General features: G+C 42.9%; 22 protein-coding genes. 2 read left to right on the top strand and 20 right to left on the bottom strand.

Going from position 1 to position 25486, the window contains the following annotated elements:
- Positions 1–8 precede the first annotated feature (8 nt).
- The 18 genes from H5181_RS15630 to yceD all read right to left on the bottom strand — a co-directional run bounded on the left by H5181_RS15630 (position 9) and on the right by yceD (position 18962).
- Positions 9–1475 (bottom strand): NarK family nitrate/nitrite MFS transporter, encoded by a 1467-nt coding sequence (locus tag H5181_RS15630; protein ID WP_059745130.1) that lies wholly within the window; start codon positions 1473–1475, stop codon positions 9–11.
- 10 nt (positions 1476–1485) lie between these two features.
- Positions 1486–1812, bottom strand: coding sequence for a nitrite reductase small subunit NirD (nirD, locus tag H5181_RS15625; protein WP_102036736.1), 327 nt, complete (start codon positions 1810–1812; stop codon positions 1486–1488).
- A complete protein-coding gene (gene nirB, locus H5181_RS15620; protein ID WP_182751471.1) occupies positions 1809–4412 on the bottom strand; it encodes a nitrite reductase large subunit NirB in 2604 nt (867 codons plus the stop codon). The genes nirD and nirB overlap by 4 nt, the downstream gene beginning before the upstream one ends.
- A gap of 239 nt (positions 4413–4651) precedes the next feature.
- Positions 4652–5326 carry an ANTAR domain-containing response regulator gene (locus tag H5181_RS15615; RefSeq protein WP_182751470.1) on the bottom strand — a complete coding sequence of 225 codons (675 nt, stop codon included), beginning with the start codon at positions 5324–5326 and terminating at the stop codon, positions 4652–4654.
- On the bottom strand, positions 5314–6492 hold the full coding sequence (locus tag H5181_RS15610) for a glycosyl transferase (protein WP_182751469.1): 1179 nt from the start codon (positions 6490–6492) through the stop codon (positions 5314–5316). Before H5181_RS15610 ends, H5181_RS15615 begins: the two co-directional genes overlap by 13 nt.
- The gene (gene cobA / locus H5181_RS15605; protein ID WP_182751468.1) at positions 6485–7369 is read right to left on the bottom strand and encodes a uroporphyrinogen-III C-methyltransferase; all 885 of its coding nucleotides are present in this window, start codon (positions 7367–7369) and stop codon (positions 6485–6487) included. Before cobA ends, H5181_RS15610 begins: the two co-directional genes overlap by 8 nt.
- The gene (locus tag H5181_RS15600; protein WP_182751467.1) at positions 7369–10185 is read right to left on the bottom strand and encodes a molybdopterin-dependent oxidoreductase; all 2817 of its coding nucleotides are present in this window, start codon (positions 10183–10185) and stop codon (positions 7369–7371) included. Before H5181_RS15600 ends, cobA begins: the two co-directional genes overlap by 1 nt.
- A gap of 290 nt (positions 10186–10475) precedes the next feature.
- The gene (locus tag H5181_RS15595) at positions 10476–10811 is read right to left on the bottom strand and encodes a tetraheme c-type cytochrome CctA (RefSeq protein ID WP_011636975.1); all 336 of its coding nucleotides are present in this window, start codon (positions 10809–10811) and stop codon (positions 10476–10478) included.
- Between the two features lie 393 nt (positions 10812–11204).
- Positions 11205–12080, bottom strand: coding sequence for an NAD(P)-dependent oxidoreductase (locus H5181_RS15590; protein WP_011636974.1), 876 nt, complete (start codon positions 12078–12080; stop codon positions 11205–11207).
- 13 nt (positions 12081–12093) lie between these two features.
- Entirely contained in the window at positions 12094–12582 is a 489-nt protein-coding gene (locus tag H5181_RS15585) for an acyl-CoA thioesterase (protein WP_011636973.1), read from the bottom strand.
- A 140-nt stretch (positions 12583–12722) separates the two neighbouring features.
- Positions 12723–13961, bottom strand: a complete 1239-nt coding sequence (gene fabF / locus H5181_RS15580) for a beta-ketoacyl-ACP synthase II (protein WP_011636972.1) — start codon at positions 13959–13961, stop codon at positions 12723–12725.
- A gap of 162 nt (positions 13962–14123) precedes the next feature.
- Entirely contained in the window at positions 14124–14357 is a 234-nt protein-coding gene (gene acpP, locus H5181_RS15575) for an acyl carrier protein (RefSeq protein WP_011496723.1), read from the bottom strand.
- A 163-nt stretch (positions 14358–14520) separates the two neighbouring features.
- Entirely contained in the window at positions 14521–15267 is a 747-nt protein-coding gene (fabG, locus tag H5181_RS15570) for a 3-oxoacyl-ACP reductase FabG (protein WP_011636971.1), read from the bottom strand.
- A gap of 10 nt (positions 15268–15277) precedes the next feature.
- Positions 15278–16204, bottom strand: coding sequence for an ACP S-malonyltransferase (gene fabD / locus H5181_RS15565; RefSeq protein ID WP_011636970.1), 927 nt, complete (start codon positions 16202–16204; stop codon positions 15278–15280).
- A 32-nt stretch (positions 16205–16236) separates the two neighbouring features.
- A complete protein-coding gene (locus H5181_RS15560) occupies positions 16237–17196 on the bottom strand; it encodes a beta-ketoacyl-ACP synthase III (protein WP_011636969.1) in 960 nt (319 codons plus the stop codon).
- A gap of 8 nt (positions 17197–17204) precedes the next feature.
- On the bottom strand, positions 17205–18233 hold the full coding sequence (gene plsX / locus H5181_RS15555) for a phosphate acyltransferase PlsX (RefSeq protein WP_011636968.1): 1029 nt from the start codon (positions 18231–18233) through the stop codon (positions 17205–17207).
- A gap of 15 nt (positions 18234–18248) precedes the next feature.
- Positions 18249–18419 (bottom strand): 50S ribosomal protein L32, encoded by a 171-nt coding sequence (gene rpmF / locus H5181_RS15550; RefSeq protein ID WP_011636967.1) that lies wholly within the window; start codon positions 18417–18419, stop codon positions 18249–18251.
- Positions 18420–18437: 18 nt separating this feature from the next.
- Positions 18438–18962, bottom strand: coding sequence for a 23S rRNA accumulation protein YceD (gene yceD / locus H5181_RS15545; protein WP_011636966.1), 525 nt, complete (start codon positions 18960–18962; stop codon positions 18438–18440).
- A gap of 247 nt (positions 18963–19209) precedes the next feature.
- Here yceD and H5181_RS15540 point away from each other — a divergent pair, with 247 nt between their 5' ends.
- Positions 19210–19830, top strand: a complete 621-nt coding sequence (locus H5181_RS15540) for a nucleoside triphosphate pyrophosphatase (protein ID WP_182751466.1) — start codon at positions 19210–19212, stop codon at positions 19828–19830.
- Between the two features lie 184 nt (positions 19831–20014).
- Here the strand turns inward: H5181_RS15540 and H5181_RS15535 are convergent, their stop codons facing one another.
- Together H5181_RS15535 and rluC are read right to left on the bottom strand one after the other, a co-directional pair.
- Positions 20015–20668, bottom strand: a complete 654-nt coding sequence (locus H5181_RS15535) for an HAD-IIIA family hydrolase (RefSeq protein ID WP_310734287.1) — start codon at positions 20666–20668, stop codon at positions 20015–20017.
- A gap of 31 nt (positions 20669–20699) precedes the next feature.
- A complete protein-coding gene (rluC, locus tag H5181_RS15530) occupies positions 20700–21656 on the bottom strand; it encodes a 23S rRNA pseudouridine(955/2504/2580) synthase RluC (protein WP_011636963.1) in 957 nt (318 codons plus the stop codon).
- Positions 21657–22282: 626 nt separating this feature from the next.
- Between rluC and rne the strand changes: the two genes are divergently transcribed.
- Positions 22283–25486, top strand: a 3204-nt coding sequence (gene rne / locus H5181_RS15525; protein ID WP_259397062.1) for a ribonuclease E, incomplete at its 3' end; no start/stop codon positions are given.

The raw sequence follows: 25486 nt of genomic DNA, 5'->3' as shown, positions 1-25486 counted from the left end.
CCTTCAGATTAACTTACGCTGATTAACGTGACTTCGCCATTCTCGTTCACTTCAGCAATATGCCCTTTGGGTTCATTCATAAAGAACAGAGTAATAAAACCAAATACGGCACTTACTGCAATCACATAAAAGAAGATCTGAGTAGACACGATGGAATATACAGTTAAGAAAAACACTGCGCCGACATTACCATAAGCCCCTGTCATACCAGCAATTTGCCCTGTTAAACGACGCTTGATCAGCGGCACTGCAGCAAACACAGCACCTTCGCCACCTTGAACAAAGAATGAACATGCCATAACGACTGCTACAGCCAAAGGCAATGACCATGACGAGTCAATTTGTGCCACCGATAAATAACCAATAGCTAACCCTGCAGTTAATATTAACAAGGTCGTTTTACGACCAAATTTATCACTTAACCAGCCACCGCCAGGACGAGACATTAAGTTCATAAAGGCATAGCTTGATGCCAACATACCAGCTTGTGCCATGCCAAGCTCGAACGTTTCGGCAAAAAAGAGTGGCAACATAGATACTACGGCAAGCTCAGAGCCAAAGGTAGTGAAATACAACACATTCAAAACAGCAACTTGCTTAAACTGATAGCGTTCAAACTCAGGCACTTCCATTGAAAACAAGTGCTTGTTCACTTGGTACGTTTGGTAAAAATCGAACAAAAACACCACCACCAACCCAAGATAGATAAGGTAGGTTGCATCTTGAGTAAACATACTCACACCAGCAGGAGACAGTTTCCAACCTAACAACGCTAACGTGGCATACATAGGTACCTTCATAACGATCAGTAACACATAGTCACTTTTGCTGGTGACTTCTAAGCCGCCACCCTTTTTAGGTTTAAAGTAAGTCGAACCTTTTGGGGTATCAGTCACATTGAAGTAATACACAAACGCAAACAACAAACTCATTAAACCGGTAATACCAATCGCATAGCGCCATCCGTCAGGGCCACCAAAAGCAAGTGCAACGGCCGGTAACGTAAAGGCTGCTGCAGCTGAACCAAAGTTACCCCATCCGCCATATATGCCTTCAGCTGTACCTAACTCTTTAGCCGGAAACCATTCACTCACCATACGGATACCAACCACAAAACCAGCACCAATAAAACCAATCAGAAATCGTGCTAACGCTAACTGCTCAAAGGTGTCGGCTACCGCGAACATAAAACAAGGAATTGAACAGATCCCTAGTAAGGCAGAATAAGTAATCCTTGGACCATATTTGTCGGTCACCATACCAATGATAATCCGCGCCGGGATCGTTAGAGCTACGTTGAGGATCAGCAGTGTTTTAATTTGAGCTGTAGTCAGCCCTAAACTGTCAGCAATAACACTCACTAATGGGGCAGCGTTAAACCACACCACAAAAGTGATAAAAAATGCCATCCAACTTAAATGCATGATTTTCATCTTGCCGCGAAAAGAAAACAGATTAAATTTGTCAGCACTCATAACGGCTCCTTTATGACTGAGCCAAGACAAACACATTGCCTTGCTCAGTTTTAATGTCGAATGGTTTAACCACTAAATCAGCATTTTCAATACAACGTCCGTTATCTAAACGGTAATGTTGTTTATAAAGCGGTGAAGCGACACAAAGCTCTCCATCGATTTCACAAATAAGTCCCCTTGCCAGCAAACTCACACCACTGGCAGGGTCAACGTTATCAAGGGCAAATAAACCGTCATCCCCTAAATTGAAAATGGCAACGGCCCGCCCTGCTACCCAAGCAGCTATTCCTGTGCCTTTTGGCATGCTTGCTTCATTACACACATTTATCCAATTCATGCTAATTCCTCCACTGCGAGTTGTGCTGCATCGTCTGTAATATCTTTAATCGCTATTGTTCCTGCCCCTGCGTCTTTAATACTCGGAAAACGTTGTTCACGAATTCGCTGGTAAGCACTGGTATCAGCTTCTGGCGCATCACTTGGATTAACAAACTCATTAAAGCGCGCCAGAAAGGCCGGTTGTTCAAGGCTGGTTTTCCACTCACATTGGTATGTGGCGGCAATATGGTCCATCTGCTGCTCTAAGATCGAGTTAATCCCCAACGCATCGTCAATAACGACTGATTTTAAATATGCTAGGCCACCTTCTAATGAATCCATCCAGGTCGAGGTACGCTGCAATTTGTCTGCGGTTTTGACATAAAACATCAAAATGCGATCGATGTATTTATAGAGGTCTTGAGTTGATAAGTCGGTGGCAAATAAATCACCGTGGCGTGGACGCATGCCGCCATTGCCAGCCACATATAAGTTCCAACCTTTGTCGGTTGCGATAATGCCGATGTCTTTACTTTGTGCTTCAGCACATTCACGAGTACAGCCCGACACCGCAAATTTTAATTTATGTGGACTGCGTAAGCCTTTGTAGCGGTTCTCTAAATCAATCGCGAAACCAACTGCATCTTGTACACCGTAACGGCACCAAGTACTGCCAACACAGGATTTTACCGTGCGCAGTGACTTACCGTAGGCATGACCCGTTTCAAAACCGGCATCAATGAGTTTTTTCCAAATTTCGGGTAGCTGCGACAAGGTTGCACCAAACATATCAATGCGTTGGCCACCCGTTATCTTGGTATAGAGGTCATATTCTTGAGCAATTTGGCCCATGGCGATAAGTTTAGTTGGAGTGATTTCACCACCAGCGACTCGCGGCACAATAGAATAAGTGCCGTCTTTTTGGATGTTGCCTAAGTAAGCATCATTGGTATCTTGCAATTGCACATGACCCAGATTTTGATCCAGCACATAATGATTTTGTAGGCTGGCAAATATGGACGCGGCTGCAGGTTTGCAAATATCACAGCCATATGCGTGACCACTGGCTGAAGGTTTGCCATGCAGAGTGATTAAGGTATTGAAATCATTAATGCCTTCGACATGACATAAGTGATACAAGGCTTGTCGGTCATGATCAAAATGGGCACAAATCCCAGCATTAAAGTCGAGCCCTGCTGCTTGTAAGGTTTGATCAATAATTTTTTGAACTAACGGTGCACAACCACCACAACCCGATGCTGCACGAGTACATGATTTGATTTCAGCCATTTTATGATTGCCAGCGGTCACGGCTTCAACAATGTCGCCCTTGGTCACTTGATGACAAGAACACACAATAGAAGTGTCTTTTAAATCGGCTTCGTTTTCTGCACCGGCTAGCAATAACTCAACTGCGGAACCTTCAATCTCGTCTTGAGACAAATAGCTATCGAGCAAGCGGCTGTAATCGCTGTTATCACCAATCAGCACTGCACCTTTTAAAAATTTACCGGTTTCGTCTAACCATAATTTTTTATAAATACCCGCTTGGTTATCAGATAACTCAACAAACTGTGCGTTATCAAAACCACGGCTAGCACCAATAGCGGCCACATCAACACCCAATAATTTAAGTTTGGTACTCATGTCTGCGCCAGTGAATGACTGCGACACGCTATTAGATGTTAATGAAGCAATATGCGAAGCGACCACTCGGGCCATTTGGTAACCAGGTGCCACTAAACCAAATATTTTTTGTTGCCATAACGCACACTCACCAATGGCGTAAACATCAGGCGCTGAGGTTAAACAGTAATCGTCAATTTCAATGCCGCCACGTTCACCGATACAGATATTTGAAACTCGAGCTAATGAATCTTGTGGACGAATACCGGCAGAAAACACAATCATGTCAGTTTCAAGATAAGACTCATCATTAAAGGTCATGCGGTGTATTGCCGTTTCACCGTCGATAATCGCAGTAGTCGCTTTTGAGGTATGTACACTCACACCGAGCTGTTCGATTTTACTGCACAGTAATTCACCCGCTTTATCATTTAGCTGAACGGGCATCAGTTGAGGCGCAAACTCTACAACGTGAGTTTTTACCCCAAGCTGCATCATGGCATTGGCGGCTTCTAGGCCTAATAGTCCTCCACCAACCACCACCCCAACTTGGCTGTTTTGGGCTGCAGCTTGAATCGCCTCAAGATCTTCAATGGTGCGATACACCAAGCACTGAGCGCGATCGTTACCCTGTATCGGTGGTACAAACGGAAATGATCCCGTTGCAAGTACTAAACGGGTATAAGAATAATGGTCACCTTGCGCGCTGGTCACCGTTTTGGCGGCAATATCAATTGCCGTAATAGGTGTATTCAAGTGAAGCGTAATGCCCCAATCTTGATAATCTTGCGCACTGGTTAACATCAATGGATCCGCGCTACCGGTCTCAAAATATTTTGACAGCTGCACTCGGTCATAAGCTGGACGCGGCTCTTCGCCAAACACGTGTACGTCAAACGTTTTATTGAGTCCTAAACTACACAATTGCTCAATAAAATGATGACCAACCATGCCATTACCAACGACCACTAACTTGGGTTTTGAGACTGCCATATCCAACTCCTTCATACCTTGGACCGTAAAACGCAAAATGGCGCCAACTCCGCTTAAAGAGTTGGCGCCATTGCCAGTTACAATCCCGATTTTTTAAATTTTACTGTTTGAATCTAAATGGATTAAAACCATTATCGACATTCAGTATCATACTGTGATGTTGCAGGCTCTATGCCAACAAATAAAAAACTATAACTACTTGATTCAGAATAAATTAAAACTCAACAACCTTTATGTTTTTACAATTGCATGTCCACTTTAGGGATAACCGCACCAACATGAGGCGCACCATCATTGCTCATTGCTAAAGTGACTGGTGATACCTGACTTTTTTGCGGACTGGCCACTGCAATAATTTGTGCCGACATTTGTGCCAAAGACAACCCTTTTTGCATCGCTTGTTGTTGAATAATTTGATGTGCTTTCGCTTCATCAAATCCTTGCGCCATAACAATTAATTTTGCTTGACTGTGCAATTTAATGCGGCGAATTTCATCATCCAATCTCTTAAATTCGGCTAGCGTTTTACTGGCTGCATCAAAACGTGCTTGAGCCAAACTAATAACACTGGTTAAGCGGTTAACGCTTAATATTTCTGGAATAAAAGTGATGCGACCACAATCAAGTAACTCGGTTAATGCTGTCTGCTGCCATGTTTTGGCATTGACAACTATTACCATAGGCTTGCTTGTTAATGTACGTTGGATTAGTGCTTGGATTTGAGCGTGCAATGTGTCGGTTAATATCAACAAGGTATCAAATGTTTGTTGGTGTAATCGTTGCTCAACTTGGCTTACAGAAGTCAGCACCGTGACATGTCCAAACGCAGCCAAACAAGCCTGATACTGTACAACTTCACAATCGACTACTGGAACGGCCGAGAAACTCGAGTCACAAAATATTAAACTGCGCATAACAACTCCCTGTTCTGCCATTGTTTTAGTGGACTATCTGCTGTATTAAAACGGTTTGTCCAACATTGTTGGCTTAAATTAACTGCTTGTTCTGTTGTAATAATTGCAGTTGTATTGAGTTCCGTCATAGCTGATTTACGGCTAAGTAATAGCAGCACAGTAGCCAAAGTGGCCGTAACACTGCTAAATGCTTGCTCAATCATGGTGCGTGACATTAATGATGTCAGCGCATCAGCAGAAAAAGGTTCTTGTTCGCGCCATAAAAGCGCAAGAATGTCGCTAGACAATTCAGCTTGGCCCACTTTTGCACCAGAAAAACCTTCTAATAACGTAGGGATAGATAAGCTCGATACCGCTATATTATCTGTCTGTCCGTTGACGACAGTTATCGTGGTAGCCACTCTTGGATTACACTCGGTTTCACCTTGTAAACCTTTAAAAATAGCCACACTGCCGGCGTGATATTCGCTTTTCTCAAATAAAATTTCGCATATTCCTTGGTGTACCGTATCTAACCCAGGGTGAAAATAACTGCGAAGGCTTATTGGTGCATTAGTTGGGTTCATGCAACGCGCTGCGGTTTGAATCAAACTGCGTAGACCTAATTCTTGATGTAATTGACGACACTCATCTAACACTGGGGCTAAATCACCGGCGCATACGTAAACAATGTTATCTGAATGCAACGCCACATTGGCCATTTGCGGTGTAGTACAACACGCAATATTAAGCGACGCTAAACACGATTCAACATGACGGCGATGAGGTAGAGCTTGGCTGTCACCGTGTAACATCACTCGAACCCCCTGTGTTGCTAATAACTTAGCGACGAGTAAAAGCCAAGGTAACTGCTCGCGCTTGCCCGCATACACAGGCCAGTCGATATCGACCTCAAGCGAATGCCAATCTTTGTCTACAGTGCGACGTAAACCGGCCACCATGCCTGATATTTCTTCAGTCGTTTCGCCGCGAACGCGCATGAGCATCATGGCACTGGCCATTTGTGCGCGCGTTGCTTTTCCTTTAGCAAAACCTTCAAGCAGCAAACATGCCTCGTCAAACGTTAATGCACGAGAGCCTTTTTCGCCCTTACCTAATGCTTTTATCAACAAACGAAAGTCAAACTCATCCACGGATGTCAGCGTTAACTCACCCATTTTAGGCATATAAAGCCTCGTACCCATATTCTAATGGGGGTTGTGTTGCAGCTACATCAATATCGGCAAGCAAAGCATTCAGCTGTTGACCTACAGACACCACGTCACCAATGATGATTAACGTCGGCCCAGAGTCTTTAATGGTAAACGCGGCATCGGCCATAGAAGCGACTGTGGCATAAGTAACAATTTGATTCGGTCTTCCACCATTGGTAACAAATGCTACCGGCAGATTAGCGCCACATTGAGCATCGAGTAACCCAATTGAAATGCTTGCCGCTTGTTCTTTACCCATATAAAACACTAACGTAGATTGCGCCGCTAACAATGCTTGCCACTGAGTTGGAGCATTGGCATTATCGGCATCGGTCATTTTGGTGCCGGTGATCAGCGTGACACTACGGGCCATACCACGATACGTTAATGGAATGCCGGTACTTGATGCACAACCTAACGCTGCGGTAACACCTGGAATAAATTGCGAACGGATACCATTTTGTGCAAGGTAAAGCGCTTCTTCTGCACCTCTACCAAAAATATGCGGATCGCCGCCCTTTAAGCGCACCACTTTTAATCCTTGCTGCGCCAATGTCAGTAATAATTCATTAATATCGTCTTGCTTTTTACTCGGTTGACCACAGCGTTTACCCACAAAGTGACGCTGACAACTCGGGGTTACTAACGTCAAAATGTCACTACTCACCAGGCTGTCAAACACCAACGCTTCAGCTTGTTCCACTATTCTAGCGGCCTTAAGTGTCATTAACTCTAATTGACCACAACCCGCACCAACAATAGCCACATCACCCGCGTGTAATTCATTTGCGGCATGCCCTAAAGCATTTATAGATTGATGACCTTTTATCATTGCTTCTACTGTTTTCATTAGGCTACGTCCTCTGCTACTGATGGTTGATGGTCAATGTCGGAATAAGATTCGCAATAAGATAAGGCATCTATCCAACTCTGCTTGGCACACTGCTTAACTTCACTATGACAACTGCCACATTGACGGCCGCAGCCGAGTAATAACTGGGTGCTATCTAACGCCTGCTCAAAACTGATATTCGCTAAACCGTCACTCATCACTTGGTCGTTAAATTGTTGATTGATTTCGTCGTTAATGTTCGCTTCGGTTACCCCTGTACAAGCGCAGATTAACGGACTATTTCCGGCTTTTATTTGCTGATGTAGCTGTTTAATTAACTGTTTATCGACAGGCTTACCAATAAAATCATTCATCTGATATAGGGCCACATTCACTTGAGTATGAGACAATACTTTTAATGCCTTAAGTAATCCTTTATCCATATTGCATTGGATATATAAAGACTGCCCATCTACCATTAAAGTCCACTTAAGTGAATGCACAGTCGCTTGATACGCAAAGCCGTCGTCGGTATCAGTAAAACCGATGTGACGACACACTCCGTTCTCTAGCGTTTGTGCAACTTGCCAACATAGCCCGTGAGCAGAAGAGTCGTGTTGACCAAAAACCACCCCTTGCAGCGCAAGTTCAACAGGGGTTAATGTCACGGGTTGACACTTAAACCCAGGTTGTTTTGATATTGGGTCGACACGTGCATCTAATGCTTGATTCACGCCTTTTGTCAGCGAAAACTGTGCAGACCAATGCATTGACATCAAAGCCATATTTGTCGGTATGTCATCATCGACAACAGCGCGAGCCATCGTGAATGAGGCATGGGTAAAAAGGTCGGGGTTAGCGGTCTCTGTGGAGTATTGTTCAATTTGATTTTGAATAGCTTCAATGCGGACCAAGACACCTTCTGTTAACGACAATGCACTGAGTTGTGATGAATGCAGGTGAACGACAGGCTCAGGAATACTGGCTCGTAAGCTAGCAATATGTCCGGTGCGAGTCATGGTATGCCACTGATCTCGGCTGCGGCCAGTGTTTAATAACAAGGTGTTACTCGGTAATGATTGTTGCGGAACACTAACAACCGCAGGCGCAACAAACTGCGCTTTACCCGTCGCGGTAGCAAACTCTCCCTGGTTAAAAACTCGCACGTTTTGTTGACCAATTTGTGTCACCGAAGCAATAGGCCATTGTGTCGGTGCTAGTGCATCATATTGTGCTTTGGATAACTCTGTTAGCCCAGTAAGATCAAACACCTTAGTTGGAAATACCTGTTTAACCTTCGCCGATAAGGCTGCAAACTCGCTAAATATGCTGGCATTGTCATCAAACTCAAAACCATCAAAGCCCATTTTGTTAGCTACTTGGCTAACGGCCCACCAATCTGGTTTAGCTTGCCCTTTTGCAGTGATAAAGCCGCGTTGACGAGTAATAGTGCGCTCACTATTAGTGACGGTACCGCACTTTTCTGACCAGCCTTGAGCTGGGAGTAATACATCAGCAAGTTTGGCGGTATCAGAATCAGGACTGATTTCAGACACCACCACAAAAGGACAATCGGCTAATGCTTGTGCTATTTTTTCACTGTTGGGCAAAGACACCACAGGATTGGTACCCATAATCCAAATCGCTTTGATTTTACCTTCGGCAAGGGCATCAAACATCTCAACTGCAGCCAATCCTTTTTGATCCGCAATACTATCAACTTTCCAAAAATCAGCTAATAACTGCTGCTCCGGTTGTGAAAAACCCATATGGCATGCTAACTGAGTGGCCAACCCACCAACCTCACGACCGCCCATGGCATTAGGCTGCCCTGTTAACGAAAAAAAACCACAACCAGCTTGACCAATGTGCCCTAACGCGAGGTGGCAGTTAATCATCGCATTGGTTGCATCGGTGCCAATGGTTGACTGATTAACCCCCTGACAAGATGCCGTAAGTACTTTTTTATTGTTGGCTACAAGTTGATAGAATTGCGTCAGCTGAGTGACTGAAACACCGACTTGCGTGGCAAGATCGGCTAAATTGGCACTTAATTGTTGTGCTTGCAAAACCACAGTATCAAAGCCTTCTGTATGTGCGGCAATATACGCGTGGTCGACACGATTTTGATCTGCTAGGTAACCGAGTAAGCCATGAAATAAGGTTAAATCAGCACCCGGTTTAATGGCTAAATGTAAGTCTGCTTGTTTTGCTGTGGCTGTTGATAACGGGTCGATTACCACTAGCTGAGCATTATTGGCTTTTTTTGCGGCTAAAATTCGCTGAAAAAGAACGGGATGAGTCCAAGCGGTATTGGCCCCTACAAGCACTATCACATCAGCTTGCTCTAGATCGTCGTAACATCCAGGAACGACATCTTCACCAAAGGCACGCTGCATTGCGCTCACCGCTGACGACATACATAAGCGTGAGTTAGTATCGACGTTAGCCGTTTTTAAAAAGCCTTTAGCAAACTTGTTGGCAACATAATAATCTTCAGTGAGTAATTGGCCAGAAAGATACAGTGCGACTGAATCTGGACCATGTTCTGCAATGGTTTTCGCAAAGGTATCAGCAATTACGGTGCTCGCCTTGTCCCAATCAAGTGGCATACCAGAACGAAGTTTAGGGTAACGCAGTACATTGGGTTGGGCTAAACTGTCGAGTAAGCGTTCACCTTTGGCACATAAATGACCGTAATTAGCTGGATGCTTGTTGTCACCGACTAGTATTAAATCTGCAGCATCGACATCGGTCCAATTCGGTTTATTTGAAGACACGCTAACACCGCATCCGACACCACAATAAGCACAACTTGATTGGACCACTGACATACATCTACCCTTTCACTTTGACTATCTCATGGGTAAGGTACTGCGAAAGCTGTGCCAGAAAATTAACTCACTGATTTATAATAGAAATGGATATTTAGATAAATAAAGGATTACAACATTTGCGCAACAAAAGTGCATTGACTGCGCTGTTATGTAGCGCATCTAATTGAAATCAAAAGACTTTAAATACCTATAAAGAGGTATAAAAATAAAAGTGAGATGTATACTCTTGAGGAATAAAAACAAAAATACCGACATTATGTCGGTATTTTCAAGCTATCTAAGATAACTTATTTTGCAGTACGGCCATCATCGTGGCATGTATCACATGTTGGCTTTTCGCCTACTTTTGCTTCATGTGGCGCATGACAATCAGCACACATAAGTAACCCATCATGTGGCTTATGGTTATCATCCATTTCAGCTAGTGAACCATGACAACTTTGACATTGTTCAAATTCATAAGCGCCATCTTTTGATGGTTCACCATCAGCGTGACAGTTTTCACAGCCACCCATTTCAACGTGAAACTCTGCGAGGGTCTCATCAGCAGCAAATGATGCAGAAGACATCATCATTACCGCGAAACCAGCCGCAAACAATGCACTTAGTAGTTTATTGCTCACTATTCATTCCTCCAATTTAGTGTGTGTCCGCATTCTTTTATCTGACGCGGATCAGCACACTGCAACACGACACTTTGCTTAAGGGTTATTCAACAACTTTGTTTATAAACCGTTTATCAAAGATTTATAAACAATCTCAAATTAACTGACAATATAAACGTAGTTAATCAATCCACTTTAAGCAAAATTAATTTAGATTAAGTAATAATAGCAGCGATAATTAGATGAAGATGTGCGCTATATCATGTAACTCGATGGTTTTTAGTCAATAAATCATCTTAAGACCAGAAATAAGCTAATACAGCAAAGACTAATGTATTGGCTTATAGCCAATAAAAAAGCCCCAATCGATATTGCGGCTACATTTACACATATAACAACTTAGTGTTTATATTAACTGCGAGACTTTTCTAAGCGAGCAAGTAAACTAGAAGTATCCCAGCGATTACCTTTCATTGCTTGAACTTCAGAATAAAATTGATCAACTAATGCGGCTACCGGTAAATGGCTACCATTACGACGGGCTTCATCTAATGCAATACCCAAATCTTTACGCATCCAATCGATAGCAAAACCAAAATCATATTGACCTTGCCACATCGTTTTATAGCGATTTTCCATCTGCCAGCTTTGTGCCGCGCCTTTGCTGATCACTTCAATCACTTTTAAGCCATCTAAACCAGCACTTTTAGCAAAATGAAGTCCCTCTGCGAGGCCTTGCACTACACCAGCAATACAAATTTGGTTAACCATTTTAGTCAACTGCCCCGCCCCAACTGGCCCTAACAATTCAGCGCAGCGGCTGTATGCCGATATGACGGGTTTAACAGTATCAAAATGAGCTTGGTCACCACCCATCATCACCGTTAACGCACCATTTTCGGCACCGGCTTGACCACCTGAAACTGGCGCGTCTAAGAATGCGATGTTAAGTGGCTCAATGTACGCGGCAATTTCACGTGCAACATCTGCTGAAGCGGTAGTATGGTCAACTAAAATAGCACCAGCATGCATACCATGCACAATCCCATGTTCACCTAATACTACTTGACGTAGGTCATCATCATTACCCACACAGGTAAAAACAATGTCTTGGCCTTGGGCGGCATCTTTTGGTGTATCAGCCTTCTTACCACCATATTGTTCAACCCACTGAGTCGCTTTAGCCCCGGTACGGTTATAAACAGTAACGTCGTGACCCTGTTTAACCAAATGTCCCGCCATCGGGAACCCCATAACGCCTAAACCAATAAATGCTACCTTGGCCATGATTTCCCCTTATTTATTCAACTGAAGGTTTAACGTGAGCTTCCATTTCGGCACCGATACGTTTACGCATATCCATCAATCTCAATGCACTATCACGTAAGCGAACATCATCAGCGGTGGCTGGTATCCACTCAGGAACCGATGTCGGATGTCCTTCATCGTCTACTGCTACCATAATAACAATACAGTGGGTTGTCAGATGACGTTCAGATTCTTTAGGATCGCCTGCTTTTACATCAATGGCAATGTGCATAGACGTTGTACCGGTATAAATAACTTTGCCAGTCACTTCAACAATATTACCCACATGGATAGGCTTAACAAATCGAATGCCGCCAGCATAAACAGTAATACAATATTTACCGCTCCAGCCTGCTGCTGCTGCATAAGCGGCTAAATCGATCCATTTCATTACTGCACCGCCGTGAACCTTACCGCCAAAATTGACATCTGCAGGTTCTGCCAGAAAACGTAATGTAAGTTGTCTATCTTTACCGGCCATAATAGATCCTATTAAATAAGTTTCATTACTTATCAGTCTACGCTAAATCATCATTTAACGGGAATTGATAAATACTAATGTGACAAAAAAACAAATAAAAAAGGGAAGATTTTCATCTTCCCTTATTGGCATTAACTCGATTAAATTTTCTTAAACAGTAACGAACCGTTTGTGCCACCAAAGCCAAATGAATTACATAAGGCATAGTCAAACTGATGTCGACGTGAAGTGTGGGCAACAAAATCTAAATCGCACCCTTCATCTGGATTATCTAAGTTGATTGTTGGCGGTACGTGTTGGTCACGCAGTGCAAGCAAAGTAATAATGGCTTCAACAGCGCCTGCTGCACCTAATAAATGTCCGGTCATGGATTTAGTCGAACTCACCAATACATCATAAGCATGTGGTCCAAATACCGATTTAACCGCGGCAGCTTCAGCTTTATCGCCTGCATTGGTTGAAGTGCCATGAGCATTAATGTAACCCACTTGTTCTTTTTGGATCTGTGCATCATTAATGGCATTAACCATTGCAGCCGCAGCACCTGCACCATCACTTGGTGGTGATGTCATGTGGAATGCATCACCACTCATGCCAAAACCGACTAACTCACCGTAAATTTTTGCACCACGCGCTTTAGCACGCTCGTACTCTTCCATCACAATCACACCCGCGCCATCGCCAATGACAAAGCCATCACGGTCTTTGTCCCAAGGACGGCTTGCTGCTGTTGGATCGTCATTACGAGTAGATAATGCTTTAGCGGCACTAAAACCTGCGACACCTAATGGGCTCGTCACATCTTCTGCGCCACCGGCCACCATCACATCAGCATCACCATAAGCAATGGTTCGTGCAGCAAAACCAATATTGTGAACACCTGTAGTGCAGGCTGTAGTCACGGCAAAGTTAGGACCTGTCATGCCATACATAATCGACAAGTGTCCGGCAATCATATTGATAATAGTGCTTGGCACAAAAAAGGGTGACACTTTACGTGGTCCACCATTTAATAATGCAGAATGGCCTTGTTCAATTAACCACATACCCCCCATACCAGCACCAATAGCGGTACCTATACGAGCTGGGTTTTCTTGGCTCATATCTAAGCCTGAATCTTTTACTGCTTGAATGCCTGCAGCCATGCCGTATTGGATAAATAAATCCATTTTACGAGCATCTTTTTTGGTTAGGTATTGTTCGACATCAAAATCTTTCACAGAGCCACTGAAACGAGTACCAAATTCACTAGCATCAAACTTAGTGATTGGAGCAATACCACTCTTACCTGCCAATAAGGCATTCCAAGTAGACTCGACATCATTACCCACAGGAGTCACTAGGCCAAGACCTGTGATGACGACACGACGTTTAGACATGATATTCACCTTTAAATAAAATCTGCCACGATGCCATTATTGCGATTTAGCTAAAGAAGTATAAGGAGGGATGTTCTAATGCAATAAAATGGAACGAGCGTTTACAAATGCTTTAAACAAAAACAGGCGGCATAAATGCCGCCTGTTTTTGTGAATTCTTGATTACTGATTCTTAGAAACGTAATCGATCGCTGCTTGAACAGTAGTGATCTTTTCAGCTTCTTCGTCAGGGATCTCGGTATCAAACTCTTCTTCTAGAGCCATAACCAATTCAACAGTGTCTAGAGAATCAGCGCCTAAATCGTCTACAAAAGAAGCAGCTGATTTAACGTCTTCTTCTTTAACGCCAAGTTGTTCGATGATGATTTTCTTTACACGTTCTTCGATGTTGCTCATTAGTTTTCTTTCCTATTCAAATTACGCACTTGCGTAAGATTGCGAGTAGTTTATTCGAATTAGATAACAATGCAAGCTTAGATTTTGTGGTCTAACCACAAAAATTAACATTGAATTGTCTCTAACACTGACTCAAATGAAGGTAGTTGCCTACCTATCGCCCTTAAACCATGTACATACCGCCATTCACATGCAATGTTTCGCCTGTGATATAAGCGGCTGAATCCGAGGCCAAAAACAATACTGCATTGGCAATTTCTTGTGCTTGCCCTAATCGTTCCATCGGAACTTGCGACATAATAGCTTGTTGCTGCTCAACTGTCAGCTCATCTGTCATGTCTGTCTGGATAAATCCAGGTGCAATAGCATTCACTGTTATTTGACGAGATGCAACCTCTCTTGCAAGAGATTTTGTAAATCCGATCAAACCAGCTTTAGCTGCCGAGTAATTTACTTGGCCAGCATTACCCATTGTACCTACTACAGAACCGATACTGATAATACGTCCGAAACGTTTTTTCATCATAGATCGCATTACTGGTTTAGACAATTTAAATAGGGATGTCAAATTCGTGTCAATAATATCTTGCCACTCATCATCTTTCATCCGCATTAATAAATTGTCACGGGTAATACCCGCATTGTTGATAAGAATATCAACTTCACCTGCTTTTTCTTTGATCTGGCTATATAAATCAGCAACAGATTGAGAATCAGTGACATTTAACACCATCCCAAAGCCTTTGTCACCTAAGTATGCTTGAATCGCCGCAGCACCTTTTTCACTGGTTGCAGTACCGATAACCATCGCACCAGCTTGTACTAATGATTCAGCAATCGCACGCCCAATACCACGACTAGCACCTGTTACTAGGGCAACTTTACCGTCTAAATTAATGCTAAAGCTCATATCAACTCCTTTATTCGACTAATGCAGCAAATGAAGCAGCATCATTGACCGCTTGAGCGGATATCGATTTATTAATTCTTTTTGTTAAACCGGTTAATACTTTACCCGGTCCACACTCTATTAATTTTGTAACACCTTGTGTCGCCATAAATTCAACAGACTCACTCCAACGCACTGGGCAATATAACTGACGCACTAATGCATCTTTAATTGCCTGTGAATCCGTCGGCATGGCCACATCAACATTGTTAACAACATTAATGGTAGGCTCTGAGAATGTCACTTCAATTAAGGCTTTAGCGAGTTCATCAGCGGCTGGCTTCATTAGTGCACAATGTGATGGCACACTCACAGGCAATGCTACTGTCATTTTGGCCCCAGCAGCTTTACATGCTGCTGCTGCGCGTTCAACAGCCGCTTTCTCACCGGCTATCACGACTTGCCCAGGGCTGTTGTAGTTAACAGGGCTTACCACGCTACCTTCAGCAGACTCTGCACATGCTTTAGCAATAGCATCATCATCAAGACCAATAATGGCAAACATGGCACCAGAACCTGCTGGTACAGCTTGTTGCATTAATTTCCCGCGTAGCTCAACTAATTTAACGGCATCGGTAAATTCAATCACACCGGCGCATACTAAAGCAGAATATTCACCAAGGCTGTGGCCTGCTAATAAAGAAGGCATAGTCTTGTTAGATGCTTGATATGCACGCCAAATAGCCACGCTTGCAGTGAGCAATGCTGGTTGGGTTTTATCTGTTTCATTTAAGGTTTCAGCTGGGCCATTGGCAACAAGATCCCATAAATCATAACCTAACGCGTCACTCGCTTCGGCAAAGGTTTTGCCGATAACATCGTTAGATTGAGCTAATTCAGCTAACATTCCTACGGCCTGTGAACCTTGGCCAGGAAATACAAAAGCAACATTTTCCATAAACGCTTACCTGTATAAAATTAATTTGAAAATTAAAAACGAACTAAAGCACTGCCCCAAGCAAAACCACCGCCAAATGCTTCGAGTAGTAATAAATGTCCACGCTGAATTCGACCATCACGCACCGCTTCATCTAATGCGATAGGCACCGATGCGGCAGAAGTATTACCGTGTCTCGCTAAAGTCAGCACGACTTTATCTAGACTCATGTGCAACTTTTTAGCCGTGGCATTAATAATGCGGAAATTAGCTTGATGCGGCACTAGCCAGTCAATTTCTGATTTATCGACATTATTAAGACGCAAGGTTTCAGTGACCACATTAGACAGCTGGGTAACTGCAACTTTAAAAACATCGTTGCCTTTCATGGTCATAAAGCCAACAGCTTCAGAACTTTCGTTAGCACGAGGAGGGAAAGAACATTTTAATAAATCCCCTTGGCTGCCATCTGCATAGATATGCGTAGCAATGATACCAGGTGTATCACTAACGCCAATAATCGCTGCGCCGGCGCCATCGCCAAATAAAATGACGGTAGAGCGATCAGCAGGATCGCACATCCGTGACAATACGTCAGAACCTATAACCAGTACTTTTTTAGCAGAACCTGTTTTTACAAATTGATCCGCGACCGATAAAGCATAGATAAATCCAGAACACGCGGCAGCAATATCAAAGGCAGGAATATTTTTGACGCCTAAAAGGGCCTGAATTTCGCATGCAGCTGCAGGAAATGCGTTTGATGCACTGGTGGTTCCACAAACAATCATATCGAGATCGCTAGCTTCGATTCCTGCCATTTCAAGCGCTTTTAGTGCCGCTTGATAACCCATTGTTGAAACCGATTCGTCTGATGCAGCAATGCGCCGCTCAGAAATACCGGTTCGGTCAACAATCCATTGGTCACTGGTTTCAACCATTTTTTCGAGATCTTGATTGCTACGAACTTGCACAGGTAGATAGCTACCTGTTCCGAGAATTTTTGTGTGCATATATGAGATCAGCTATTGATGTCTAAAAGAATCGACTCCAAACGATCTTTAATCATTTCAGGAAGACGACGTTTTGCTTCTGTTGCTGCTAAATTTAATGCTTGTAAAAATGCAGCTTCATCCGCGTTACCATGACTCTTTACTACTATTCCGCGCAATCCTATCAGACTTGCACCGTTATAGTGGTCGGGGTTCATCTTACTAAGAACAGCTTGTATGCGTGGAGCGATGAGTTTGGAGAGTAAACGAACAAAAAAACCGTCATTTAAGCCGCGTTTTAATTGATGTACTAAAAGTTTTGCAATGCCTTCAGAAGTCTTTAAGGTGATATTACCGACAAAGCCATCACAAACAATCACATCCACATTACCAGTGTAAATCTCATCACCTTCGACAAAGCCAATATAATTAACTTGTTCGGTGTGCTGTAAAATTTGTCCGGCCTGTTGAACCTGATCGTTCCCCTTAATGGCTTCAATACCCACATTAAGCAAAGCGACTTTCGGGCGAGATTTCTTATGGACGGCTTCACATAAGACAGATCCCATAATGGCAAACTGGAATAAGGTCTCAGAATCACAAGATACATTGGCCCCTAAATCCAGCAGATAAACTGGCTTGCCCGTCATTGCTGGTAAGCAAGAAACAAGAGCGGGTCTATCAATACCCGGCAATGTTTTTAATAACACCTTAGCCATTGCCATCAACGCACCAGTATTACCAGCACTAACGCAGGCTTCCGCTTTTCCGTCACGCACAAGTTCAAGCGCTATTCTCATAGAACTGTTTTTACGTGAACGCAAAGCATGAATGGGCCTATCGCACATTGTCACGACTTCAGTGGTGTGGATTATTTCAATTCTGGATAAATCAGCTGAATGAGCTTGGGGGAGGTATTTTTCTATTTCGGTTTTATCGCCAACCAAAATAATATTTAAAGAGGTATGAAATTTCAGTGCCTGCATCGCTGCAGGCACTGTCACGTGGGGACCGTGATCGCCCCCCATCGCATCTAACGCAAGCGTCAGATTTGTCATCAGATAATCAACAAATTACTTGTTGATAACCTTTTTACCGCGGTAAAAACCATCAGCAGTCACGTTGTGACGTAGATGTAATTCACCGCTAGTAGCGTCTACTGATAATTGAGCAGTGCTCAATGAATCATGTGAACGACGCATGCCGCGCTTTGAACGTGACTTTTTATTCTGTTGTACAGCCATTGGACCTGTCTCCTACGATTACTTGCTCTTCAGTTTTTCTAACACTGCAAACGGATTTGGACGCTCCTCATGAGCGGGTTCGATCTCGCCTACAACTATATCTTTCGATCCAGACTTACAACTATTATCATCGTGCATCGGGATGATAGGCATAGCGACTATCAATTCATCTTCAATCAATTGATGCAGACGTACTTCACCAATCTCATTACACTCAATTGGATCATACGCATCCGGGAGCTCATCGATTTCTGCCTCAGTCTTACAAGGACTAAAACAAAAGTCGACCGTAACCTCGGTAGTAAATTGTGTCATGCAACGTTGACATAGCAGAGTGAGCTCCGTCACAGCCTTCCCGCGAAGGTAGACTATCCCCTGTAAATCGACGCCACATTCCAACGACACAACTACGTCGGAACAGTCGCCGGCACATAACTCGCTTAATCGCTTTAGTTGCTTACCTAAAATGATACCTTCGTATCGAAGGCCACTTGAAGCAGCGCGTATAGGATCAATTGAAACCGGTATCTTTACTGTTTGCATAAGGCGCGCATATTATAGTTTGAAAACGCTGGAGTCAAAGAAAATTTCCGTAAAATACGGTAATCTCACCTAACTAGGAACTTTAGGTACTCTTTAAATCCGGCATTGAATTTGAAAGTTGGCAAATTTTACCGAACCAAACCCCATCACACAAGCATTACTCGAGAAAAATGATCCATTTGCATAGATGAATACAGTAAACTGACTAATATTCTGTTATTAGCCACTCAATAATGAAACAAAACCAATGAAATTCAATCTTGTACTTGCTTCAACCTCACCTTTTCGCCAGCAGCTATTGCAAAAATTAATGCTGCCTTTTACTTGTGTTAACCCAGATATTGATGAAACGCCAATAAAAGATGAGACAGCGTTAGCATTGGTTAAACGCTTAGCAGAGCAAAAAGCATTAGCTGGAGCGAATTTAATTGATGAAACATCGGTACCGCAAATAATAATTGGTTCAGACCAAGTCGCGTTGATTAACGGTAAGATTATCGGTAAACCTTATACTGTAGACAATGCGATAGCTCAATTAAGCTCGGCATCTGGTCAATCTATTACTTTTTATACTGGTCTTGCTGTATTCAATAATGCCAATCAGCAAATGATATCTTGTGTCGAACCGTTTACGGTTCATTTTAAACACTTATCTACTGCGCAAATTCGCTATTACGTGGATGCTGAGCAGCCGTTATATTGTGCTGGGAGTTTTAAATGCGAAGGATTAGGTATTGCCTTATTTAATCGTTTAGAAGGTGACGATCCAAATAGCTTAATTGGACTACCATTAATTAAACTTATTGATTTACTCTCACAGCACGGTGTCGATATTCTCAGCCAAGCACCAGAATGCTCAATCAATTAATATTGATACCAAATCTAATAAGGGTGCATTCGTTAAGGTAATAACGTTTGCGCTTGATATGGGGACGATAAGAGGTTTAACACCGAGATAAACTAAGCAGCATATAAAGGCTTATGTTTTACAGCGTCGAACACTTATGATTCGACGCTGTATTACGTCTCTGGCAAAGCATCATCCAGAAAAATTAAAGGTAGTCATGTATCGCCAGAGGCTGGTCGACAATCGCACGTGGGTTTAACGTTTTCAATCTAGCTTCATTATGCGCACCATAACTGACACCAATACTCGCCATACCAGCATTATTGGCCATCGTTAAATCATGAATGGAATCTCCAATCATAATGGCTCTGTCGGCAGCGACATTAAAATGACTCAATAATGAATGCAGCATCTCAGGGTGCGGTTTACTTTTAGCATCATCTGCACAACGTGTCGCATGAAAATACTGCCCTAAGCCTGTTAATGCTAATACCTTATCTAGGCCATCTCGTCCTTTACCGGTCGCAACAGCTAATTGATAACCAGCCGCATGTAGATTAATAATGAGCGACTCTACACCCTCAAACAGAGGTGTAGGTTGCTCATTGGCAACATGATGACGTCGATAGCAATCAATAATCTGTTGATGGTTTTGATAACCAGCAAATAAAATCGGCATGATTTTAGGTAAAGATAAACCGATGACATCTCTAATTTGTTGTTCAGTGGGTATAGGTAACATTAATTCTTGTGCTACATGTTGCATACAAGACACTATTTTACCTACGGTATCCATTAGGGTGCCATCCCAATCGAAAATGACCAGTTCATAAGCTTTATCTTTAATGTTCAATATTATGCCCTAATTCATTTGCACATATCTGTGGGTGTTATACTCTTTTCAATTTATCAAGAGTACTCAATAACACAGGGTCTAAAGGCGCTTTAACTTGCATGATTTCATCATTTTCTGGATGAGTGAATTTAAGTTCAGCCGCATGTAAAAATAGACGGTCTAATCCTAAAGCACGCATGCTATCGTCAAATTGCTGTTCGCTGTATTTATCATCGCAAGCAATTGCATGGCCAGCATACTGACAATGTACTCGTATTTGATGGGTTCGCCCTGTAACAGGACTCGCCTTCACTAAAGTACAGCCTTGATAACGTTGCATGATCTTATAGCGAGTTTCTGACTCTTTACCCTCTTTATTAACCCGCACGATTCGCTCGCCCGACTTTAAGGTAATTTTTAATAGCGGTGCTTTAACCACTTTATCACTTGCCTGCCATTCACCACGCACCAAGGCTAAATAATCTTTTTGCATGGTTTTGCTGCGTAATTGCTCATGTAAATGCTTTAGCGCACTACGCTTCTTAGCCACAAGCAGTACACCGGAAGTATCTTTATCTAATCGATGTACTAACTCTAAAAATTTTTGCTGTGGTCGCAGTGAACGTAATCCTTCAATCACACCATAATCAACACCGCTGCCACCGTGTACAGCAATACCAGCAGGCTTGTTTAACACAATAAGATGATTATCTTCATGGATAATACGATCTTCAAGCTGTGACACTCTGGATAAATTAGGAGATGGTGCCTTACGATTGTCTTTTTCGGCAACACGAACAGGCGGTACCCTTACGATGTCACCAATTTGTAATTTGTATTCAGGCTTGATGCGTTTTTTATTTACCCGCACTTCCCCTTTACGCACAATCCGATAGATCATGCTTTTAGGAACACCTTTTAATTTAGTTAGCAAAAAATTATCGATTCGTTGTTCAAAATGATCTTCGTCGATAGTCACGTATTCAACTTGGGGGGTAGTTTCAGTATTCATGATGCGCCATATAGTGGTAACCCCAATAGTGTACCTTATCTTGTAAATGATTGGCTATTGCTGCATCAGACTTGAAATAAATACATGAAAGAATATGGGCTTTTGATTGCTGAAAATAACGTTTGTTGCTATATTTGCCCACAGGTTGAGAGTAAACAGTGGATAAAGTGTTCACAACTTTCACCAAATGCGAAACACTAGCAGTTAGAAAAATGAACCTAATCGGTAGCAACTCATTGATTTGCAAATTGTATTAATTAAAAAACGACAAAAACCGTTTGTGCAATTAAACCGTAAGTTTTGAATAAAGATTTCAATTTAACTGTAGTAAATCGCCCCAAATTCGAACAACATTTTAGCTTGTTATCAAACAAACCGATTCGACTTGGGCATTAACGGATTAAAATACCATAATTTATGGGGTTGGTTGCTAGTCAACCAATTCCTTGTTTTTGTAAACATTAGAAAATAAGCCATAAATAGGATGCGACACGCAGTGATTGCGTTTTACAGTAATGAGCACCTAATTGCCTGGATCTAGCCGTGAGGTTATACCGATTAATTCAGGCCCGTAATGCAGAAAAATCGTGTTGTTTGATGACCTCATTTAGAAGAATCACGTCATCATGAAACGTATGTTAATTAATGCAACTCAATCAGAAGAGTTGCGCGTAGCCCTAGTAGATGGGCAAGAACTGTATGATTTAGACATTGAAAGTCCTGGTCACGAACAGAAAAAATCAAATATCTATAAAGGTAAAATCACTCGAGTAGAACCGTCACTTGAAGCTGCATTTGTTGATTACGGTGCAGACCGTCACGGTTTTTTACCTCTCAAAGAAATTGGTCGCGAATACTTCCCAAAAGGTTATTCATTCCAAGGCCGTCCAAACATTAAAGAAGTGTTACAAGAAGGCCAAGAGGTCATCGTTCAGATAGATAAAGAAGAACGAGGCAACAAAGGCGCTGCACTAACTACTTTTATTAGTCTTGCTGGATCTTATTTAGTCTTAATGCCAAATAACCCTCGTGCTGGCGGTATTTCTCGTCGTATCGAAGGTGATGAACGTACAGAACTAAAAGAAGCAATGGCTGAGTTAGAAGTACCTAATGGTATGGGCTTGATTGTGCGTACTGCTGGTGTTGGCAAAGAATCAACAGAGCTAAAGTGGGACTTAAAAGTACTACAACATCATTGGGATGCTATTCAAGAAGCGGCTCAAAGTAAAGCTGCACCATTCTTAATCCACCAAGAAAGTAACGTGATTGTTCGCGCTATTCGTGACTATTTACGTCGTGATGTAGGCGAAATCCTTATCGATCACCCACGTATTTTCGAAGAAGCTAAATTGCATATTGGTTTAGTGCGTCCTGATTTTGTTGAACGTGTAAAGCTATATGACTCAGAAGTACCACTGTTTACTCACTTCCAAATAGAGTCTCAAATTGAGTCAGCGTTCCAACGCGAAGTGCGTTTACCTTCAGGTGGATCAATTGTAATTGACCCAACAGAAGCATTAACGTCTATCGATATCAACTCAGCCCGTGCAACTAAAGGCGGCGACATTGAAGAAACTGCACTAAACACTAACCTTGAAGCTGCTGATGAAATTGCTCGTCAATTACGTCTTCGTGATTTAGGTGGTTTAGTGGTTATCGACTTTATCGATATGACACCTGTTCGTCATCAGCGTGAAGTTGAAAATCGTTTACGTGATGCAGTACATCATGACCGTGCTCGTGTGCAATTAGGTCGTATTTCTCGATTTGGTTTGATGGAAATGTCGCGTCAGCGTCTACGTCCATCGCTAGAAGAGTCTGCCGCTCATTTGTGCCCTCGTTGTCATGGTCAAGGCACTATTCGTAGTACCGAATCTTTAGCATTGTCGATTTTACGATTAATGGAAGAAGAAGCCATTAAAGAAAACACCACACAAATCGAAGCGATTGTGCCTGTTGATGTTGCTGCGTTCTTACTAAACGAAAAACGTAAAGCGATTCGTATTACAGAAGAGCGCCACCAAGTTGAAGTGTACATCATTCCAGATGCACACATGCAAACACCAGATTACCGTGTAGTGCGTCGTAAGAGTGATGATGAAGTCAGTGAATCTAGCTATAAGCGAGTAGAACAGCCTGTCGCAAAATTGTATGAGCCTCGCAAGCTTGAGCGTGCAGCATCTCCTGAACCTGCATTAAAAGGCTTCGCAGCGCCACAAAAAGCAGCTGAAGATACAGTAAATGTCGCTCCTGTGGCAACGTCTAATCAGCCAAGTTTATTCACTCGAATGATCTCTGCCATTAGCGCTTTATTTTCTGGAAGTGAAGCTGAGGTTAAAGAGACCAAAGCAGCAGTATCTACTAAAGAGTCGACTCAAACTAACACTCGTCGTAACACCCGTCGTAATGACACTCGTAACGACAGCGCTAACCGTAATGACAAACGCAATGACAGTCGCCGTCAACGTAATGACAGCGACAAATCGAAAGACGGCGCAGAAGCTCGTTCTCAGAATAAGCGTAATGAACGTAATAGCAGAAATACAGTTCAAGATGACAACGCCAAAAACAAACCGAAAACTGAGAAAGTTGACAAGCCATTAGCTGTCAATGAAACCAAAGCAACAGATGCTAAAGTTGCCGAAGTTAAAGTCGCTACAGAAAAATCTCCAAAACAAGAAGCTGCTCGTGAGCGTCGCCAACGTCGTAATTTACGTCGTAAAGTGCGTATTGAAAACGAACAGAGTGAAGCATTACCAACAACCGATGTTAATGATAATAAATCAACTGAGCAATCAGTTGAGGTAATGACATCAGAACCTAAAGCGGTAGAGTCAAAAGTAGCTGAAGATAAAACATCAGAAACGAGAGCGCCACGCAGTCGTCGTCAACCTCGTAAAGAGAAGACTGAACAGGCGGTTGAAGCACCAGCTGAAAATGAAACAGAGCAAGCAACTGATCCAGTTACTGAAGTAGCAAATGTTACCAGTACTGCTGCTCCAGTTGAAACTGACGCTACTGCCGTGGTTGAAGTAAAAGCAGAAACAACTCAAGCAGATGTTGATACTGTCACTGAAACGGTAGTTGCTAGCACTGACGTTGCAGCTGAAACTGATGAGTCAAGCTCGAGCGCTGAAGATGCTACAACAGACAGCGAAGCTGAAGGCCGTGAAGGTCAACGTCGTAGTCGTCGTAGTCCTCGTCACTTACGTGCAGCAGGTCAACGTCGTCGTCGTGATGATGAAACAGGCTCTACACAACCAGCTGTTTTCACACCTAATGATGAGTTAGAGAAGCAATTAGACGCAGAGCAAGCTAGAACTCAAGCACAAGCTCCTGTAACTGAGGCTATTGTTGAATCCGTTACTAAACCTGCTGAAACGGTTAGCACTGCTGCTGAAACCGCTACTAAGCCGGTTGAAGTGGTTAAAGCTGAAGTTAACAAAGCTGATGCAGCACCCGTTAATGTTGAAAAAACTGAAACGCCAGTAGAAATAAAGGAAGTACCTCAAGCAGTAAAAGCACCTGAGGCCCCTGAACCTAAAGCTGAAGTAGAAGTTGTTAAAACAACGGTTGATGTTGAAGCTAAACAAACCACTGTGGCAAATACCGCAGTTGTTGAAGCTGAAAAAGCTGCAGCGTTAACTAGCAAGCAAGATAAAACGGTTGCGGCCAATTCATCTGCGCCTATGGCTAAGCCTGCTGCAATTGTGCGTCAAGCTAAACCTGAAGTCGTAAAAGAAGTCGCGGCGACAATAGCAGAGGCAGTATCTACTGAAGCAGCGCCATCAACCAAAGCCCCTGTAAAGGTAAGTCGCTTTGGTTCTATG

Source organism: Shewanella sp. SG44-2 (genome assembly GCF_014164215.1).
In the GTDB taxonomy this organism is placed as follows: Bacteria; Pseudomonadota; Gammaproteobacteria; order Enterobacterales; family Shewanellaceae; genus Shewanella; species Shewanella frigidimarina.
Note: the sequence above shows the minus strand (reverse complement) of the source record. Positions and strands in the feature narration are given on the sequence as shown.

What these genes read in the sequence shown, in the direction of transcription:
- H5181_RS15630 (WP_059745130.1), bottom strand. Translation starts at nt 1,475, where the DNA reads ATGAGTGCTGACAAATTTAATCTGTTTTCTTTTCGCGGCAAGATGAAA.
- nirD (WP_102036736.1), bottom strand. Translation starts at nt 1,812, where the DNA reads ATGAATTGGATAAATGTGTGTAATGAAGCAAGCATGCCAAAAGGCACA.
- nirB (WP_182751471.1), bottom strand. Translation starts at nt 4,412, where the DNA reads ATGGCAGTCTCAAAACCCAAGTTAGTGGTCGTTGGTAATGGCATGGTT.
- H5181_RS15615 (WP_182751470.1), bottom strand. Translation starts at nt 5,326, where the DNA reads ATGCGCAGTTTAATATTTTGTGACTCGAGTTTCTCGGCCGTTCCAGTA.
- H5181_RS15610 (WP_182751469.1), bottom strand. Translation starts at nt 6,492, where the DNA reads ATGCCTAAAATGGGTGAGTTAACGCTGACATCCGTGGATGAGTTTGAC.
- cobA (WP_182751468.1), bottom strand. Translation starts at nt 7,369, where the DNA reads ATGAAAACAGTAGAAGCAATGATAAAAGGTCATCAATCTATAAATGCT.
- H5181_RS15600 (WP_182751467.1), bottom strand. Translation starts at nt 10,185, where the DNA reads ATGTCAGTGGTCCAATCAAGTTGTGCTTATTGTGGTGTCGGATGCGGT.
- H5181_RS15590 (WP_011636974.1), bottom strand. Translation starts at nt 12,080, where the DNA reads ATGGCCAAGGTAGCATTTATTGGTTTAGGCGTTATGGGGTTCCCGATG.
- H5181_RS15585 (WP_011636973.1), bottom strand. Translation starts at nt 12,582, where the DNA reads ATGGCCGGTAAAGATAGACAACTTACATTACGTTTTCTGGCAGAACCT.
- fabF (WP_011636972.1), bottom strand. Translation starts at nt 13,961, where the DNA reads ATGTCTAAACGTCGTGTCGTCATCACAGGTCTTGGCCTAGTGACTCCT.
- acpP (WP_011496723.1), bottom strand. Translation starts at nt 14,357, where the DNA reads ATGAGCAACATCGAAGAACGTGTAAAGAAAATCATCATCGAACAACTT.
- fabG (WP_011636971.1), bottom strand. Translation starts at nt 15,267, where the DNA reads ATGAGCTTTAGCATTAATTTAGACGGTAAAGTTGCCCTAGTAACAGGT.
- fabD (WP_011636970.1), bottom strand. Translation starts at nt 16,204, where the DNA reads ATGGAAAATGTTGCTTTTGTATTTCCTGGCCAAGGTTCACAGGCCGTA.
- H5181_RS15560 (WP_011636969.1), bottom strand. Translation starts at nt 17,196, where the DNA reads ATGCACACAAAAATTCTCGGAACAGGTAGCTATCTACCTGTGCAAGTT.
- plsX (WP_011636968.1), bottom strand. Translation starts at nt 18,233, where the DNA reads ATGACAAATCTGACGCTTGCGTTAGATGCGATGGGGGGCGATCACGGT.
- rpmF (WP_011636967.1), bottom strand. Translation starts at nt 18,419, where the DNA reads ATGGCTGTACAACAGAATAAAAAGTCACGTTCAAAGCGCGGCATGCGT.
- yceD (WP_011636966.1), bottom strand. Translation starts at nt 18,962, where the DNA reads ATGCAAACAGTAAAGATACCGGTTTCAATTGATCCTATACGCGCTGCT.
- H5181_RS15540 (WP_182751466.1), top strand. Translation starts at nt 19,210, where the DNA reads ATGAAATTCAATCTTGTACTTGCTTCAACCTCACCTTTTCGCCAGCAG.
- rluC (WP_011636963.1), bottom strand. Translation starts at nt 21,656, where the DNA reads ATGAATACTGAAACTACCCCCCAAGTTGAATACGTGACTATCGACGAA.